The 14367-nt window shown below is 33.3% G+C and carries 11 protein-coding genes and 1 tRNA gene; 8 read left to right on the forward strand and 4 right to left on the reverse strand.

Annotation, left to right across the window (positions count from 1 at the left end; all coding sequences use genetic code 11):
• Positions 1–1671, reverse strand: coding sequence for an MFS transporter (locus tag Q0772_RS06060; RefSeq protein ID WP_298341465.1), 1671 nt, complete (start codon positions 1669–1671; stop codon positions 1–3).
• Positions 1672–1877: 206 nt separating this feature from the next.
• Here Q0772_RS06060 and Q0772_RS06065 point away from each other — a divergent pair, with 206 nt between their 5' ends.
• Both Q0772_RS06065 and Q0772_RS06070 read left to right on the forward strand, forming a co-directional pair.
• Positions 1878–3119 (forward strand): metallophosphoesterase, encoded by a 1242-nt coding sequence (locus Q0772_RS06065; protein WP_298341468.1) that lies wholly within the window; start codon positions 1878–1880, stop codon positions 3117–3119.
• A 143-nt stretch (positions 3120–3262) separates the two neighbouring features.
• Positions 3263–3559: a thioredoxin family protein gene (locus tag Q0772_RS06070; protein WP_298341471.1), complete on the forward strand. Its 297-nt coding sequence runs from the start codon at positions 3263–3265 to the stop codon at positions 3557–3559.
• A gap of 128 nt (positions 3560–3687) precedes the next feature.
• Here the strand turns inward: Q0772_RS06070 and Q0772_RS06075 are convergent, their stop codons facing one another.
• Positions 3688–4359, reverse strand: a complete 672-nt coding sequence (locus Q0772_RS06075) for a polysaccharide deacetylase family protein (RefSeq protein WP_298341473.1) — start codon at positions 4357–4359, stop codon at positions 3688–3690.
• Between the two features lie 13 nt (positions 4360–4372).
• The gene (locus tag Q0772_RS06080; RefSeq protein ID WP_298341476.1) at positions 4373–7684 is read right to left on the reverse strand and encodes a DUF2723 domain-containing protein; all 3312 of its coding nucleotides are present in this window, start codon (positions 7682–7684) and stop codon (positions 4373–4375) included.
• 183 nt (positions 7685–7867) lie between these two features.
• Here Q0772_RS06080 and Q0772_RS06085 point away from each other — a divergent pair.
• The 3 genes from Q0772_RS06085 (at position 7868) to Q0772_RS06095 (ending at position 8787) form a co-directional block, all read left to right on the forward strand.
• Positions 7868–7940: transfer RNA gene (locus Q0772_RS06085), tRNA-Gln, on the forward strand.
• Between the two features lie 68 nt (positions 7941–8008).
• Positions 8009–8398 carry a hypothetical protein gene (locus tag Q0772_RS06090; RefSeq protein WP_298341479.1) on the forward strand — a complete coding sequence of 130 codons (390 nt, stop codon included), beginning with the start codon at positions 8009–8011 and terminating at the stop codon, positions 8396–8398.
• An 11-nt stretch (positions 8399–8409) separates the two neighbouring features.
• Positions 8410–8787, forward strand: a complete 378-nt coding sequence (locus tag Q0772_RS06095; protein WP_298341482.1) for a hypothetical protein — start codon at positions 8410–8412, stop codon at positions 8785–8787.
• A gap of 94 nt (positions 8788–8881) precedes the next feature.
• On the opposite strand, the gene Q0772_RS06100 is transcribed toward Q0772_RS06095, so the two are convergent.
• Positions 8882–9706: a universal stress protein gene (locus Q0772_RS06100; protein WP_298341485.1), complete on the reverse strand. Its 825-nt coding sequence runs from the start codon at positions 9704–9706 to the stop codon at positions 8882–8884.
• Between the two features lie 136 nt (positions 9707–9842).
• On the opposite strand from Q0772_RS06100, the gene rimP reads away from it, so the two are divergent.
• The 3 genes from rimP (at position 9843) to infB (ending at position 14311) form a co-directional block, all read left to right on the forward strand.
• Complete coding sequence (gene rimP / locus Q0772_RS06105) at positions 9843–10304, forward strand: ribosome assembly cofactor RimP (protein WP_298341488.1); 462 nt, start codon at positions 9843–9845, stop codon at positions 10302–10304.
• Between the two features lie 11 nt (positions 10305–10315).
• Positions 10316–11548 (forward strand): transcription termination factor NusA, encoded by a 1233-nt coding sequence (gene nusA, locus Q0772_RS06110; RefSeq protein ID WP_298341491.1) that lies wholly within the window; start codon positions 10316–10318, stop codon positions 11546–11548.
• 78 nt (positions 11549–11626) lie between these two features.
• Complete coding sequence (infB, locus tag Q0772_RS06115; RefSeq protein ID WP_298341494.1) at positions 11627–14311, forward strand: translation initiation factor IF-2; 2685 nt, start codon at positions 11627–11629, stop codon at positions 14309–14311.
• The last annotated feature ends 56 nt before the right edge of the window (positions 14312–14367 follow it).

Below are 14367 nucleotides of genomic sequence, written 5' to 3' on the forward strand. Positions count from 1 at the left end.
TTAATACGTTACATTTTGTTTGTCTAAAACCGTTTTGGTTCTAAAGGCATAAAATACCAAATACGCAAAACAAGCTACTGCAATCCAATAAGAGGATTGAATATTGAAAACATCGGCAAGTTTTCCTTGTACTGGAGGAATAATGGCACCACCAAGAATCATCATCACTAAAAACGCAGAACCTTGCGAGGTATACTTGCCTAAACCAGCAATACTTAACGTGAAAATACATGGCCACATAATAGAACAAAATAATCCACCAGACAAAAAGGCAAACAATGCAATATTTCCTGAAGAAAACAACCCAATTAACATGGCTATAACACCTAATAAACTAAAGGTTTTTAATGTGTTTACAGGATTATCTTTAGCATAGAAGAACCCTAAAATTTGAACAGCGATACACACCGAGAAAAATAAAATTTCGTCTGTAGAAAACGTGTATTTGATAGAATTTACCAGAACGATTACCCCAAGCGCAATATATGGCACTATAATTTGAAGTGCTTTTTTTAAACCTTTACTTGGGTTAAAAACCGTAATAGCGCCCACCCAACGCCCAATCATTAATCCGCCCCAATATAATGAGATGTATTTGCCCAATTCAGAATCGTTTAAAACGGGTAAACCTATGCCGTTTAATCCAGAATCGCCTACACCTTTTTTAAGTAATTCTCCCAAATTACTGCCAATAGTTACTTCTACACCAACATAAGTAAAAATGGCTAACATCCCCAAAACCAATTGTGGATATTTCATTGCGCCCCAACCTTCAGGTTTTTTTGAAGCACTAGAGTTTGCAATAAAAATAGACACTATTACAGCAAATAACGCTACGAAAAGTACGATTAAACGTTGTTGCTCTAAATCTTCAGTGGCAACAGCATTACCAGAATATGTGCTAAAAATATAACCAAAACACCCAACAATAATGAGCGTTAAAACAATAAGTAAGTTTTTAGCTTTATTGGCAGACTCAAAAGCAGTATCAGATTTAAGATCAGGTAATTTTTTTGAAAAATAAAATAGCGCAGCAGCAAGCAAAAATAGTACCCCAACACCTACATATAACCACTGTACTGTAATAAGCGTAATCTCGTTATTGTTAATCATTTTAGCCAACTCACTCGTAGACCACGATGCTGAACCAAATATTATAAGGCTAACAACAACGGGTCCAATGGTGGTTCCAAAAGAGTTAATACCTCCTGCTAAATTTAAACGATGAGAGCCTGTTTTTGGATCTCCCAATGCAATTGCAAACGGATTTGCAGCGGTTTGTTGTAAAGAAAAGCCCAAACCAACAATAAATAACACCACAAGCACAAAATAAAATACTGCAGTTTGCCCCTGCTCTGCACCAGCTGTGGCAGGAAACATAATAAATGCGCCTATTGCAGATAACAATAAACCATATACAATACCATTTTTATATCCCCAATTGTTTAAAATATCGCGTTTTACTGCGCTAGATAAAATAAACAACAATAATGCGCCAATATAGTAAGCACCATAAAATGCAAAATCTACTAATTGCGATTGAAATTGATCAATATTAAAATAGGTCTTGCAAAACGGAATAAACACTCCGTTTGATGCGGCTATAAAGCCCCAAAAGAAAAATACGGTTACTAAAGTGGTTAAGGCAGATTTATTATTTTGATGATTCATAGAAACTGATACTTTAAATAGTATTGATAAGTGAATATAAATTGATTAAAAAATCAATGCAACTAAGATAGTAAAATGAGATTCAAAAAATAGCTTCAAATTCTTTTCACAAGAATAAGTATGCTAAATTCTTAACAATTAGTTAAATAAAAACTACTTATACAGCATTGACTTGTAATACCAGTATCTTTGATGAAAAAAGAAATATGCTACGTTGGATTATTTTCTTATTAGTATTTGCAGCTATTGATATATACGCTTATCAAGCTTTTAAAACCATATTTAAACACCAATGGTTGCCGTGGGTTTATTTCTTTGTTTCTCTTGCGGTTTATGGTTATTTCATGTATGTATTCTTAAATTATGATCGTAGCGTAGGACAAACAAGTAAAACGCTATGGGCTATGGGGCTGTTTTTGCTTTCATTTATCCCAAAATTGGTTCTTTTTTTCATAATGTTTGGAGAAGATATTGTTAGAGTCTTGGTTGGAGGCTATAATTATATAACTGATAATTTTTTCTCTGGCACATCAGAAAAACACTTACCCAGTAGACGGCATTTTGTTAGTAAAATAGCTTTAGGTATAGCAGTTATACCTTTTGCTTCCTTGTTGTATGGAATTTATAAGGGTAGGTATAATTACAAGGTTTTAAAATATTCGTTAAAGTTTGACGATTTACCAGACGCTTTTGATGGATTTAAACTCACTCAAATAAGTGACATTCATTCAGGAAGTTTTGATGACAGAGAAAAAATTGAATACGCCATAGACTTAATAAATATGCAAGAAACAGATCTCATACTATTCACTGGCGATATTGTAAATACAAGAGCTGAAGAAATGAATCCTTGGATTGATACCTTTAAGCGCATCAAAACACCTAAGTTTGGTAAGTATTCAGTATTAGGAAACCATGATTATGGCGAGTATGCATCATGGCCATCAAAAGAAGCTAAACAAGTTAATTTTGAAGCCATAAAAAGTATTCACAATAAGATAGATTTTAACCTATTACTTAATGAAAATCGGTTTATAGAAAAGGATGGGGAACGATTAGCTTTAATTGGTGTTGAAAATTGGGGTAAAAAATTTAAAAAAGCTGGAGATTTAGAAAAGGCTATAAGCTCGGTTTCTAGTGAAGATTTTAAAATATTGATGAGCCATGACCCATCACATTGGGAATACGAAGTAAAATCACATAAAGAGCATTTTCACTTAACACTTAGTGGTCATACACATGGTTTACAATTTGGAATAGAAATTCCAGGTTTCTTTAAATGGAGCCCCGTACAGTATGTATACAAACAATGGGCAGGATTGTATAAAGAAGACAATCAATACATAAATGTAAATAGAGGGTTTGGTTATCACGCTTATCCGGGGCGGGTTGGTATTTGGCCAGAAATTACAGTTATAGAACTTAAAAAAGCCTCTGATAGTGCGTAATTGCATGGAAATGTTATATTTACTCTAAAAATTTGTTATTTTTATCAATAAAGTCAGACCAAACCTATCAAAGAAAGGAGATTTTTTTTATTTAAAATCTGCATGGGTTTGTATATGATGTTTGAACTAAAACATTAAAAAGTATGTCAAAATTTGGGGAACTTATAGATGTTGAAATTCCAGTTTTGTTAGATTTCTACACAGAATTAAATACGCAATCTGAGTCTATGCATCTTGTTTTAAGAGACGTCGCAGCTGCTTTAGGTGATAAGGCAAAGGTTATAAAAATTGATGTTGAAAAAAACCAGGAGCTTGCAGAAGCACTTCGGGTGAAGACTCTACCAACATTAATTATTTATAAGGATGGTGAGATGAAATGGCGCCAAAGTGGCGAACAAAATGCCAATACGCTAATAGATATTATTCAAGAATATATGTAATCTATTAATTTTTGAGCTTTACCAAAAGAGTTGAGCTTCAAGCTTTTTTTATGTATATCGAAACAGTTTTTGGTGTAAAGTAAAAAGCATGCCACTTTTACTTCTAGCTTTTGAGACAAATTCAAACTTCAAATAGTATTCAAAGATTTAAAGAAATATCCTTTTTTAGAAAAATGCTCTAAAACCTTAGGTAAAGCATATTGCATATTTTTTGAAGCCTTTAGGCTGTCATGAAAGACAATAATACTTCCGTTTGAGGCTTTCTTTAAAACATTATCTAAACATTGCTCAGGCGATACGCTTTTATCCCAATCAAAAGATAAAATATCCCACATAATTATTTTATAGCCCAAAGCTATTAGCTTTTTCCCTTGTTTTGGTGTTATTTGCCCATAAGGCGGTCTAAAAAGATTTACGATTAACGAATTTTGATTTGCGATTTCAGAACTTACAACTTGAGATTTCAAAACAGATTCACATAAATCAATATTGGTCAAATAATCTCCAGCCTTAGTTTTCCAACCTTTAATATGGTTATGTGTATGGTTTCCTATAGCATGCCCATTATTCAAAATATTCTGAAAAATTTCAGAATGCTTTTCAATATTATTTCCAATGCAGAAAAAGGATGCTTTAGCTTTATATTGCTTTAAAATATCTAAAGTCCAATTGGTAATTTTTGGAGTTGGTCCATCATCAAAAGTCAAATAAATATTTTTCTCAGTTCTGGGCATGTTCCAAACATAATTCGGAAATAGTTTTTTCGCAACAACAGGTGTTTTTACAGTAACTAAGGGCATGCCTTAAACAATATTAATTCGAGCTATCACTTTCAATAGGCAAGCTGCTATCAACAGGAATATCTACATCTGTTCTAACTTCATCTTCTTTCACATCATCGCCATAAAAATGTTTAAAAGCTCTCAAGTAGTTATTAAACACATCACCTTCGGCTTCAGCAAAATCAATGTCATATTTTATTAAAACATCAATCAAGCCTTTGTAACGTTGTATATCTGTATAAATATCTTCAAACGAACGTTCTTGGTTATCAATCTTTAAACTACTGTAATACGATAAGTTTTCTTGATACTTCTTGGCAACATCTTTAAATAAACGTTGCGCTTTTTCTTTGTTGCCAACTTCGTAATAAGCACCAATAAAAGGCTCTAATAAAGTGTAATAGCCAAAATAGTCTACAGGCATGTTATCCATAGCTATATCTGCAATTTCTTCAGCTTTATCAAGCTTATCTTCGTTAATTAACTGCTCAGTAAGGCGCGCTAAGTTACCTCTGTAAGTAATTGAGTTTTTACGTGTTTCCACATCATGGTAAATCTCAGAGCTTCCGCTGTTACCCCAATCCCAATTTTTTACCTTTTCATACATTAAATCGCTATCTACACGTCCCATATCAAAAGGATTTGCTCTGTCAACTGGCGTTCTAATTGGCACAAGTTTATAACACATACCATCCAATTGTAAGTAGTCTTTCATCCAAATATAATCATCATCACCAAAACTTCCTCCAGTAAAATAGATAGGGCGTTTCCATTCGTTATTAGCAACAATATCCAGCATTAATAATCTGTTTTTGTAAAGGGCACCACCCGTAACTTTAATATCTATTTTCGATACAATTTTATCAGCGTCTTTAGGTTTTACAATACCCGAGTTTAAAGCGTTTTCTTTATTTACAGGAATTCTTAAAAATTGTGTTGGCAGGTAGGTTGCGTTGGCATCCTGACTCCTTACGTTAGTCATATCAACACCTTGCTGTTTCAAGACGTATTTATATTTTGTTTTAGGGTTGTCACTGGCAACGAAATCTAAAAAGCGTTTAACTTCTAACGTGTCTTTTACAACAGGTTGAATAATAATATAATCATTAGTGCCATATTTATATAAGTCGTGCGTAAGTTGAGATGGCACAGGGTCACTCTCATAAGCCTTACGTTTCATTTGGTCTATGTACCAATCTGTTTGAAACAAACTGGTGTTTACAACACGCACATCAGTTCTATATCCCTCAATTTCTTGGGCATACCATAATGCAAACGTATCATTATCTCCAATAGTAAATAAAATGGCATTTTCAGCACAGGAATCTAAATACATTTTGGCCATAGCTCTGGCAGTGTATTTGTCAGATCTATCATGGTCGTCCCAATTATTGGCTGCTAAAATTCCTGGAACTAGTATTAAACAAACCATAGTAACAATTGGTGCTACTAATTTTTTGGACATGTACTTTTTGAGTAAATCATAAATAGCATAAACTCCAAAACCAATCCAAAGTGCAAACACATAAAAAGAACCAACTACAGAGTAATCACGTTCTCTAGGTTCAAAAGGTCGCACATTGGTATAAACCTGTATGGCAATACCTGTAAACAAGAAAAATACAAGCATCACCCAAAATAGCTTTCTGTCTTTATTAAATAAAAAGAAAAACCCAATTAAACCTAAGATTAGTGGTAATAGGTAATACGTATTTCTGGCTTTATTATTTTTTACATCACTTGGTAAATTATCTTGAGAAAATCCTAGATGCCATTCGTCAATTGGTTTTATCCCAGAAATCCAATTTCCGTGGTTGTCATATCGCCCTTGAATATCGTCTTGTCTTCCAGTAAAATTCCACATAAAATAACGCCAATACATATATCCTAATTGATATTCAAAAAGGTATCTTACATTACTCGCTATAGAGGGCTTTTCTATAACAATATAGTCTTTAAACTGTTTTAAAAAAGCATTATAATCTTCATAATCAATGTTGCCTTGTTTAACATCGTTTCTAAATTTTGAAACCGCACCAATCAACTCATTCTCCATGGCGTATTCTGGCTTCAATTTAAAATCTAAAAAACCAGAAAACATCATGTAGTTTTCAGCATGTTCTGTACTCCACATACGAGGCAATATAGATGCGTGATCAGAATTGTAATTTTGCTTAGCATTTTTCCAATTATTAACTATCACATACTCCCCTTTTTCTTCATCTTTTTCATATTTAGGTTTGTCATCTATATACGGGTTATTATCATCTAAATATGCATATTGGTCAGTAAACTGCGGACCGTAAAACAAATGGGTTTCAGGGTATTGTTCTAAGTTGTAATATGCTAATAATTCGCGCGCGCTGGAAGGATTGTTTTCGTTAATAACAACATTAGCATTTGCACGAATAGGTAGCATTAACCAAGTTGAAAACCCAATAATAACAAAAGTTAAACACAGAATTCCTGTATTTAAATGTGTGTAATTTTTTTGACGTGTATATTTTAAAGCATAAAAAATAATAGCTACTAATGCAATACCAGCAATTACAGAACCAGAATTAAAGGGTAAGCCAATAGTGTTTACAAAAAACAACTCAAAAGCACTAAAAATCCTTAGAATGTTAGGTGCTAATAATTTAAAAACAAAAAGTAAAACCCCAACAGAAACTACATTAGCAATAATAAAGTTTTTAATAGTTATGTCTTTGTAGTTTTTAAAGTAATAAATAAGACCAATGGCAGGAATAGTTAATAATCCCATGAAGTGAACTCCAAAAGAAAGTCCAATAACAAAAGCAATTAAAATAAGCCAACGGTTACCGCGAGGCTTGTCCATATCTTGTTCCCAACGTAAACCTAACCAAAACAAAACCGACATGATTAGAGTAGCCATGGCGTAAACCTCTGTTTCAACGGCATTAAACCAAAACGAATCTGTAAAAGTAAACGCTAAACTTCCTACTAAAGCACTACCTAAAATAGCCATTGCTTTGCCTTGAGACATATCTTTTTTACCACCAACTAATTTTTTTAGAAGCAAAGTAATGGTCCAGAACATAAAAAGAATGGTGAATGCACTTGCTACGGCACTCATCATATTTAGCATAAAACCAACTTGAGAAGGCTCAAAAGCAAACATAGAGAAAAACGCACCCATCATTTGGAATAAAGGTGCCCCTGGTGGATGTCCAACCTGCAACTTAGCCGACGTTAAAATATACTCACCAGCATCCCAATAACTCACTGTAGGTTCAACGGTTAAGCTATATGTAATCAGTGCTATTAAAAACGAGAACCAACCTAAAATGGTATTCCATTTTTTATAGTTTAAATGTGCCATGTATGTCTATGTTTGTTTGCATTGGCGAATTTAACAATAAATCTCAAACGAGACACAACTATTTGGTTTGTCTTAACATATACATCAATGACACACACAAAAACGTCAAACAGACTATATTATTTTTAAAAAATACTTGTGCAAAGAAAATTTTATTTTAAATTTGCACCCTCATTGCAAGAATGGCCCATGGTGTAACTGGCAACACGTTGGTTTTTGGTACCAAAGAGTCTAGGTTCGAGCCCTAGTGGGCCAACATTTAAATCCTAATTTCGAAAGAAGTTAGGATTTTTTGTTTTATTCGGGTATTAATTGTAAACAAATATGAAATTATTTAAAGTATTTTATTTTTACTATTACGAATTTTACACAAGAGTGATTCCAGATGATGAACCACATGCTACAGTTATATTTACATTGAGTTTTGTGGAATCATTATGGATTAATAGTGTAATCGATATGATTGCTCTTAACTTGTTTTGCTGTAAGATTGATAAGTGGATTATGATTGGAGTTGCGATTTTATTAATGGCATTGAATTATATGTACTATCATAAAAAAAATAATGCTACAGAAATAATAAGTGAGAGGCCTAAAATAGACAATAGCCATTTATTATCTATTGTGTTAACGATAACATTCACTGTTATAGGTGTGTCTTGGTTATTCTGGGGATCTTTCTATGCTCAATCCGTATTGGAAAACTGTCAATAAAAAGCTTAGTTATGAATAAAATATTTAAGTTATATTGGAAAATTGCTCTATATATAAGTCCAGTAATCTGTGTTATTTTTTTTATTACAAAAACTAACAATAGTATATCGTCATGTCAAAAATCTTTTGAAACGGAAAAGAATTTTTCCTATTCAGGCCTAGTATCTAAAAAATATATTGACTCTACGAATCACTTGAACAAAACTATCAAGCTAACTAAAAATAAAGGAAAAGATATTGTAATTTTTAATTATGACAAAAGTGGTGCTTATGATTATATCCAATCTGGAGATATTATTTCAAAAAAAAGTGATAACTATGATTTAATTATTAACAGAAACGGTAGAGTTGTTGTTTTTGAAATTAATTACGAATGTAAAGACAAGTAAGCTTCATAATTTCCTCGCTTAATTATTCAAATTTACATAAATCAAAATAAATCCCAGATTAAACCTTTGCGCCTCTAAACCTCTGCGAGAAAAATTAAATCTTAAAAGTAATCACAGGGCGTTTTGCATGATTCACCAAGTCTTCACTAATACTACAGTTAAAAAAATGAGAAATCCCTTGCCTGCCATGGGTGCTCATACCTATTAAATCGGCACCAATAGACTCCGAGAAATTCATAATGCCTTTTTCAATAGTTACATCATTATAAATATTAGTAGAGTAATTTGAAAAGCTGGACGAATTAGCAAAATCTTGCATGCGCTCATTAGCATGGTCTGAAGTAATAAATTTATTAGGTGTATTTACCACAAGTAAATGTAATTTCGCTTTTAAAATTGCAGCAAAATCAACCGCTTTTTTATACGTAACCTTACTTTCCTCTTTAAAGTCAGAAGCAAAAACAAAATCACTTACTTTAAAAGTTTCATGTTCCTTTTTAACAACAAGTACAGGGGTTTCAGAAGTTCTAACTATTTTTTCAGTATTGCTACCAATAAGCATTTCTTTTAAACCGCTTACACCATTTGATCCCATGATAATTAAATCGATATCATGTTTTTTACATGTTTGAAAAACACCTTTAAAAATTTCATGAAAATCAACAGTTTCGTGTACGGTTACGCCTTCTAAGTAATCCTTATTTAAAATATTTTCAAACTTCTTATGAGCCAATTTCATAAAAAATACGGCTTCGGGTAAGTCGCTTTGCGAATTCATCGCATCTACCTCATGTAGGGGGATTTCTAAGATATGCAAAAGGTATATTTCTGCCTTGTGAGCCTTAGCTAATTGTGCAGCTACTTTTAAAGCGTTTTCTGCTTGTTCAGAAAAATCAGTAGGAACTAATATTTTTTTCATAATTAGTTAAGCTATGGTGTACTTAAATTTATGAAATATTCCTTTAAAAATCAATAAAATGTTATATATTTGCACCGTTGAAAGGCGAAATTAAAGATTATGAGGGGACGGACAGTCCCCTCTTTTTATACTTAAAATGTTTAAAAATAAAGTTAAAGAATTACTTGAAACAGCGTTAGTTGAACGTTCGGATTTGTTTTTAATTGATTTTTCAATTAACTCTGAAAATCATATTAAGGTGATTATTGATGGAGATAATGGTGTTTTGGTTGAAGACTGTATGTTTATAAGTAGAGCTATTGAACATAATTTAGATAGGGAAGAAGAAGATTTTTCTTTAGAAGTTATGTCTGCCGGAGCAGCGTCACCACTTACGCATCAACGCCAGTATATAAAAAATATTGAAAGAACATTGAAAGTAAGAACATCTTCTGAGGAAATTGAAGGCAAACTTACAGAAGCAACAGAAAATAATATAAAATTAGAGTGGAAAGTTAGAGAACCTAAACCTGTTGGTAAAGGCAAAGTAACTGTAAAAAAGGAAGTAAATATTCCTTATGAAAATATTGTAGAAGCAAAAGTTATGATTAAATTTTAATTTAAAGAGTTATGGAGAATGTCGCGTTAATTGAATCATTTTCAGAATTCAAAGACGATAAGCTAATTGACAGAGTAACGTTAATGGCAATTTTAGAAGATGTATTTAGAAGTGCCTTAAAAAAGAAGTTTGGGGATGATGATAATTTTGATATCATTGTAAATCCAGACAAAGGAGATTTAGAAATATGGAGAAATAGAATTGTTGTTGCAGATGGTGAGGTTGAAGAACCAAATCAAGAAATTTCATTAACTGAGGCTCGTAAAATTGAGCCAGATTTTGAGGTTGGTGAAGATGTGTCTGAAGAAGTTAAGCTTATTGATTTAGGAAGACGCGCTATTTTAGCATTACGTCAAAATCTGATTTCTAAAATCCATGAGCATGATAACACCATTATCTTTAAACAATTTAAAGACCTAGTAGGAGAAATATACACAGCAGAAGTACACCATATTCGTCATAGAGCAGTGATTCTTTTAGATGATGAAGGAAATGAGATTGTGCTTCCAAAAGACAGACAAATTCCTTCTGATTTTTTTAGAAAAGGGGATAATGTAAGAGGTGTTATTGATAGTGTAGAGCTTAAAGGTGCTAAACCTACAATCATCATGTCTAGAAGTTCTCCAGTATTTCTTGAGAAATTATTTGAACAAGAAATACCTGAGGTTTTTGATGGTTTAATAACTATCAAACATGTGGTAAGAATTCCTGGAGAAAAAGCAAAAGTAGCAGTAGATTCTTATGATGATAGAATTGATCCTGTTGGAGCTTGTGTTGGTATGAAGGGGTCAAGAATTCATGGTATCGTTCGTGAGTTAGGAAATGAAAACATTGATGTAATTAACTACACTAATAACTTACAATTATTCATCACAAGAGCATTAAGTCCAGCACGTGTAACATCAATTAAATTGGATGAAGAGAATAAACGTGCCGAGGTTATACTTAAGCCAGAAGAGGTAAGTAAAGCTATTGGTAGAGGTGGTCATAACATCCGTTTAGCGGGACAGTTAACAGGCTACGAGATAGATGTATTTAGAGAAGGTGCTGAAGAGGATGTTGAATTACGCGAGTTCTCTGATGAAATAGAATCTTGGATCATCGATGAGTTTAGTAAAGCAGGTTTAGATACTGCCAAAAGTATATTAGAGCAGGATGTTAATGATCTTGTTAAAAGAACGGATTTAGAAGAGGAAACGATTCAAGACGTTATTAGAATTCTAAAAGAAGAATTTGAAGAATAGTAAATAAAAGTGCAGATTTGCATGATTTTATGCCTTAATTGGTATAATCTATATATTTGAGTATTTTAAAGGCGATTTATGGCTGACACAATTAGATTAAATAAAGTATTACGCGAACTGAATATTTCTTTAGACCGTGCTGTAGAATTTTTAGATTCTAAAGGCGTGGAAATTGAGAAACGTCCCACTACTAAAATTTCTGAGGAGACTTATAATCTGCTTTCAGATGAATTTGAGACGGATGCCAATAAGAAAATTAAGTCGCAAGCAGTAAGTGAAGCTAAGCTTAAGGAAAAAGAAGATTTACGTATTAAACGTGAAAAAGAATTAGAAGAAAAGCAAAAAGCTCAAGAAGCCAGAGAAAAAGCTCAACAAGAAGAAGTTGTTAAAGCAGCTGCTGAACTTTCAGGACCTAAAACAGTTGGAAAAATTGATTTAGATGCAAAGAAGAAAGAAGAAAAACCTGCTCCTAAGAAGGAAGAGGTTAAAAAAGAAGCACCTGTAAAAAAAGAAGAAAAACCTGCTCCTGAGAAGGAAGAGGTTAAAAAAGAAGCGCCTAAAAAAGTTGTTGTAGATGGCGAATTGGTAACTCCAGATGAAAAAGTTACTACGCAATACAAAAAGTTAACAGGTCCTAAAATTGCTGGAGATAAAATAGATTTATCACAATTCAACAAACCAAAAAAGAAGAAAGAAGATAAGAAACCTGATGCAAAATCTGGTGACGCTGCTTCTGGAAACAAGCGAAAACGTCGTCGTATAAGTAAAGCTGGTGGTCCTCAAGACAATAATAGAGGTGGAAATAGAAACGATCGTTTTAAAGGAAAAGGACGCCGTAATGTTGTTAAAGAAGAGCCTAGTGAAGAGGATGTAAAAAAACAAGTTAGAGAAACACTTGAAAAGCTTCAAGGTAAATCAAACAAAGGTAAAGGGGCAAAATATAGAAGAGATAAAAGAGATCAACACAGAGAACAATCTGAGATTGATCAACAGATAGAAGCAGCAGAAAGTAAAATAATTAAGGTTACCGAATTTGTTACAGCAAGTGAAATGGCTACCATGATGAATGTTGGGGTTACCGAAATTATTTCAGCATGTATGTCTCTTGGTATGATGGTAACCATGAATCAGCGTTTGGATGCTGAAACATTATCTATTGTTGCTGAGGAATTTGGTTATCAAGTAGAATTTGTAACTGCTGATATTGAAGAATCTATTGAAGAAATTGAAGATAAACCAGAAGATTTAGAATCTCGTGCACCAATTGTAACAGTAATGGGTCACGTAGACCATGGTAAAACATCGCTTTTGGATTACATCCGTGAAGAGAATGTAATTGCTGGAGAATCTGGTGGAATCACACAACATATTGGAGCTTACGGAGTTCAATTAGAAAACGGACAAAAAATAGCGTTTTTAGATACTCCTGGTCACGAGGCTTTTACAGCTATGCGTGCTCGTGGTGCTCAAGTAACAGATATTGCTATTATTGTAGCTGCTGCAGATGATGATATTATGCCGCAAACTAAAGAAGCTATTTCGCATGCTCAAGCTGCGGGAGTGCCAATTGTGTTTGCTATCAATAAAATCGATTTACCCGCCGCAAATCCAGAAAAGATAAAAGAAGGACTTGCTAATATGAATCTATTAGTTGAAGACTGGGGTGGGAAAATACAATCTCATGACATATCAGCAAAGGTTGGTACGGGAGTTAAAGAATTATTAGAAAAAGTATTGCTTGAAGCTGAATTGTTAGAGCTTAAAGCTAACCCAGATAAACCAGCTGTTGGAACGGTTGTAGAAGCATTTTTAGATAAAGGTCGTGGTTATGTATCAACTATTCTTGTACAAGCAGGAACACTTAAGGTTGGAGATTATGTTTTAGCAGGACAGCATAGTGGTAAAGTAAAGGCAATGCATGATGAACGCGGAAATGATGTTGTAGCTGCAGGACCTTCAACACCTGTTTCTATATTAGGTTTAGATGGTGCGCCACAAGCTGGTGATAAGTTTAATGTATTTGCAGACGAACGTGAAGCAAAACAAATTGCCTCCAAACGTGCGCAATTACAACGCGAGCAATCTGTTAGAACACAACGCCATATTACGCTTGATGAAATTGGTCGTCGTATTGCACTAGGAGATTTCCAAGAATTGAATATCATCCTTAAAGGGGATGTGGATGGTTCTGTGGAAGCTTTAACAGATTCATTCCAGAAATTATCTACTGAAGAAATTCATGTAAACATTATTCATAAAGGTGTTGGAGCTATTACTGAAAGTGATGTATTATTAGCAACAGCATCTGATGCCATTATTATTGGGTTTAATGTAAGACCTGTTGGTAATGCAAGAATGATTGCAGATAAGGAAGAAATTGATATCAGAACATACTCAATTATCTACGATGCTATTAATGACTTGAAAGATGCGATGGAAGGTATGTTATCTCCTGAACTTAAAGAAGAAGTTACCGGTACCGCAGAAATTAGAGAAATATTTAAAGTTTCTAAAGTAGGTAGTATCGCTGGTTGTATGGTAACCAATGGTAAAATTCTCAGAAATTCAGGTATTCGTTTAATACGTGATGGTGTAGTAGTCTATACAGGAGAATTAGCATCGTTAAAGCGATTCAAAGATGATGCTAAAGAAGTATCAAAAGGTTATGACTGTGGTATGCAAATTAAAAACTACAATGATATTAAAGAAGGAGATATTATAGAAGCCTTCCATGAAGTTGAGGTTAAAAAGACTTTGAAATAACCTTCTCATAAGGGGTAAATTACTAAAGAGCGACTTTTCTAGGTCGCTCTTTTTTT

Source organism: uncultured Algibacter sp., from assembly GCF_947490405.1.
GTDB lineage: Bacteria > Bacteroidota > Bacteroidia > Flavobacteriales > Flavobacteriaceae > Algibacter_B.

Bases quoted from the DNA above. Each gene is read 5' to 3' on its own strand.
- Q0772_RS06060 (WP_298341465.1), bottom strand. From the start codon at position 1,671: ATGAATCATCAAAATAATAAATCTGCCTTAACCACTTTAGTAACCGTA.
- Q0772_RS06065 (WP_298341468.1), top strand. From the start codon at position 1,878: ATGCTACGTTGGATTATTTTCTTATTAGTATTTGCAGCTATTGATATA.
- Q0772_RS06070 (WP_298341471.1), top strand. From the start codon at position 3,263: ATGTCAAAATTTGGGGAACTTATAGATGTTGAAATTCCAGTTTTGTTA.
- Q0772_RS06075 (WP_298341473.1), bottom strand. From the start codon at position 4,359: ATGCCCTTAGTTACTGTAAAAACACCTGTTGTTGCGAAAAAACTATTT.
- Q0772_RS06080 (WP_298341476.1), bottom strand. From the start codon at position 7,684: ATGGCACATTTAAACTATAAAAAATGGAATACCATTTTAGGTTGGTTC.
- Q0772_RS06090 (WP_298341479.1), top strand. From the start codon at position 8,009: ATGAAATTATTTAAAGTATTTTATTTTTACTATTACGAATTTTACACA.
- Q0772_RS06095 (WP_298341482.1), top strand. From the start codon at position 8,410: ATGAATAAAATATTTAAGTTATATTGGAAAATTGCTCTATATATAAGT.
- Q0772_RS06100 (WP_298341485.1), bottom strand. From the start codon at position 9,706: ATGAAAAAAATATTAGTTCCTACTGATTTTTCTGAACAAGCAGAAAAC.
- rimP (WP_298341488.1), top strand. From the start codon at position 9,843: ATGTTTAAAAATAAAGTTAAAGAATTACTTGAAACAGCGTTAGTTGAA.
- nusA (WP_298341491.1), top strand. From the start codon at position 10,316: ATGGAGAATGTCGCGTTAATTGAATCATTTTCAGAATTCAAAGACGAT.
- infB (WP_298341494.1), top strand. From the start codon at position 11,627: ATGGCTGACACAATTAGATTAAATAAAGTATTACGCGAACTGAATATT.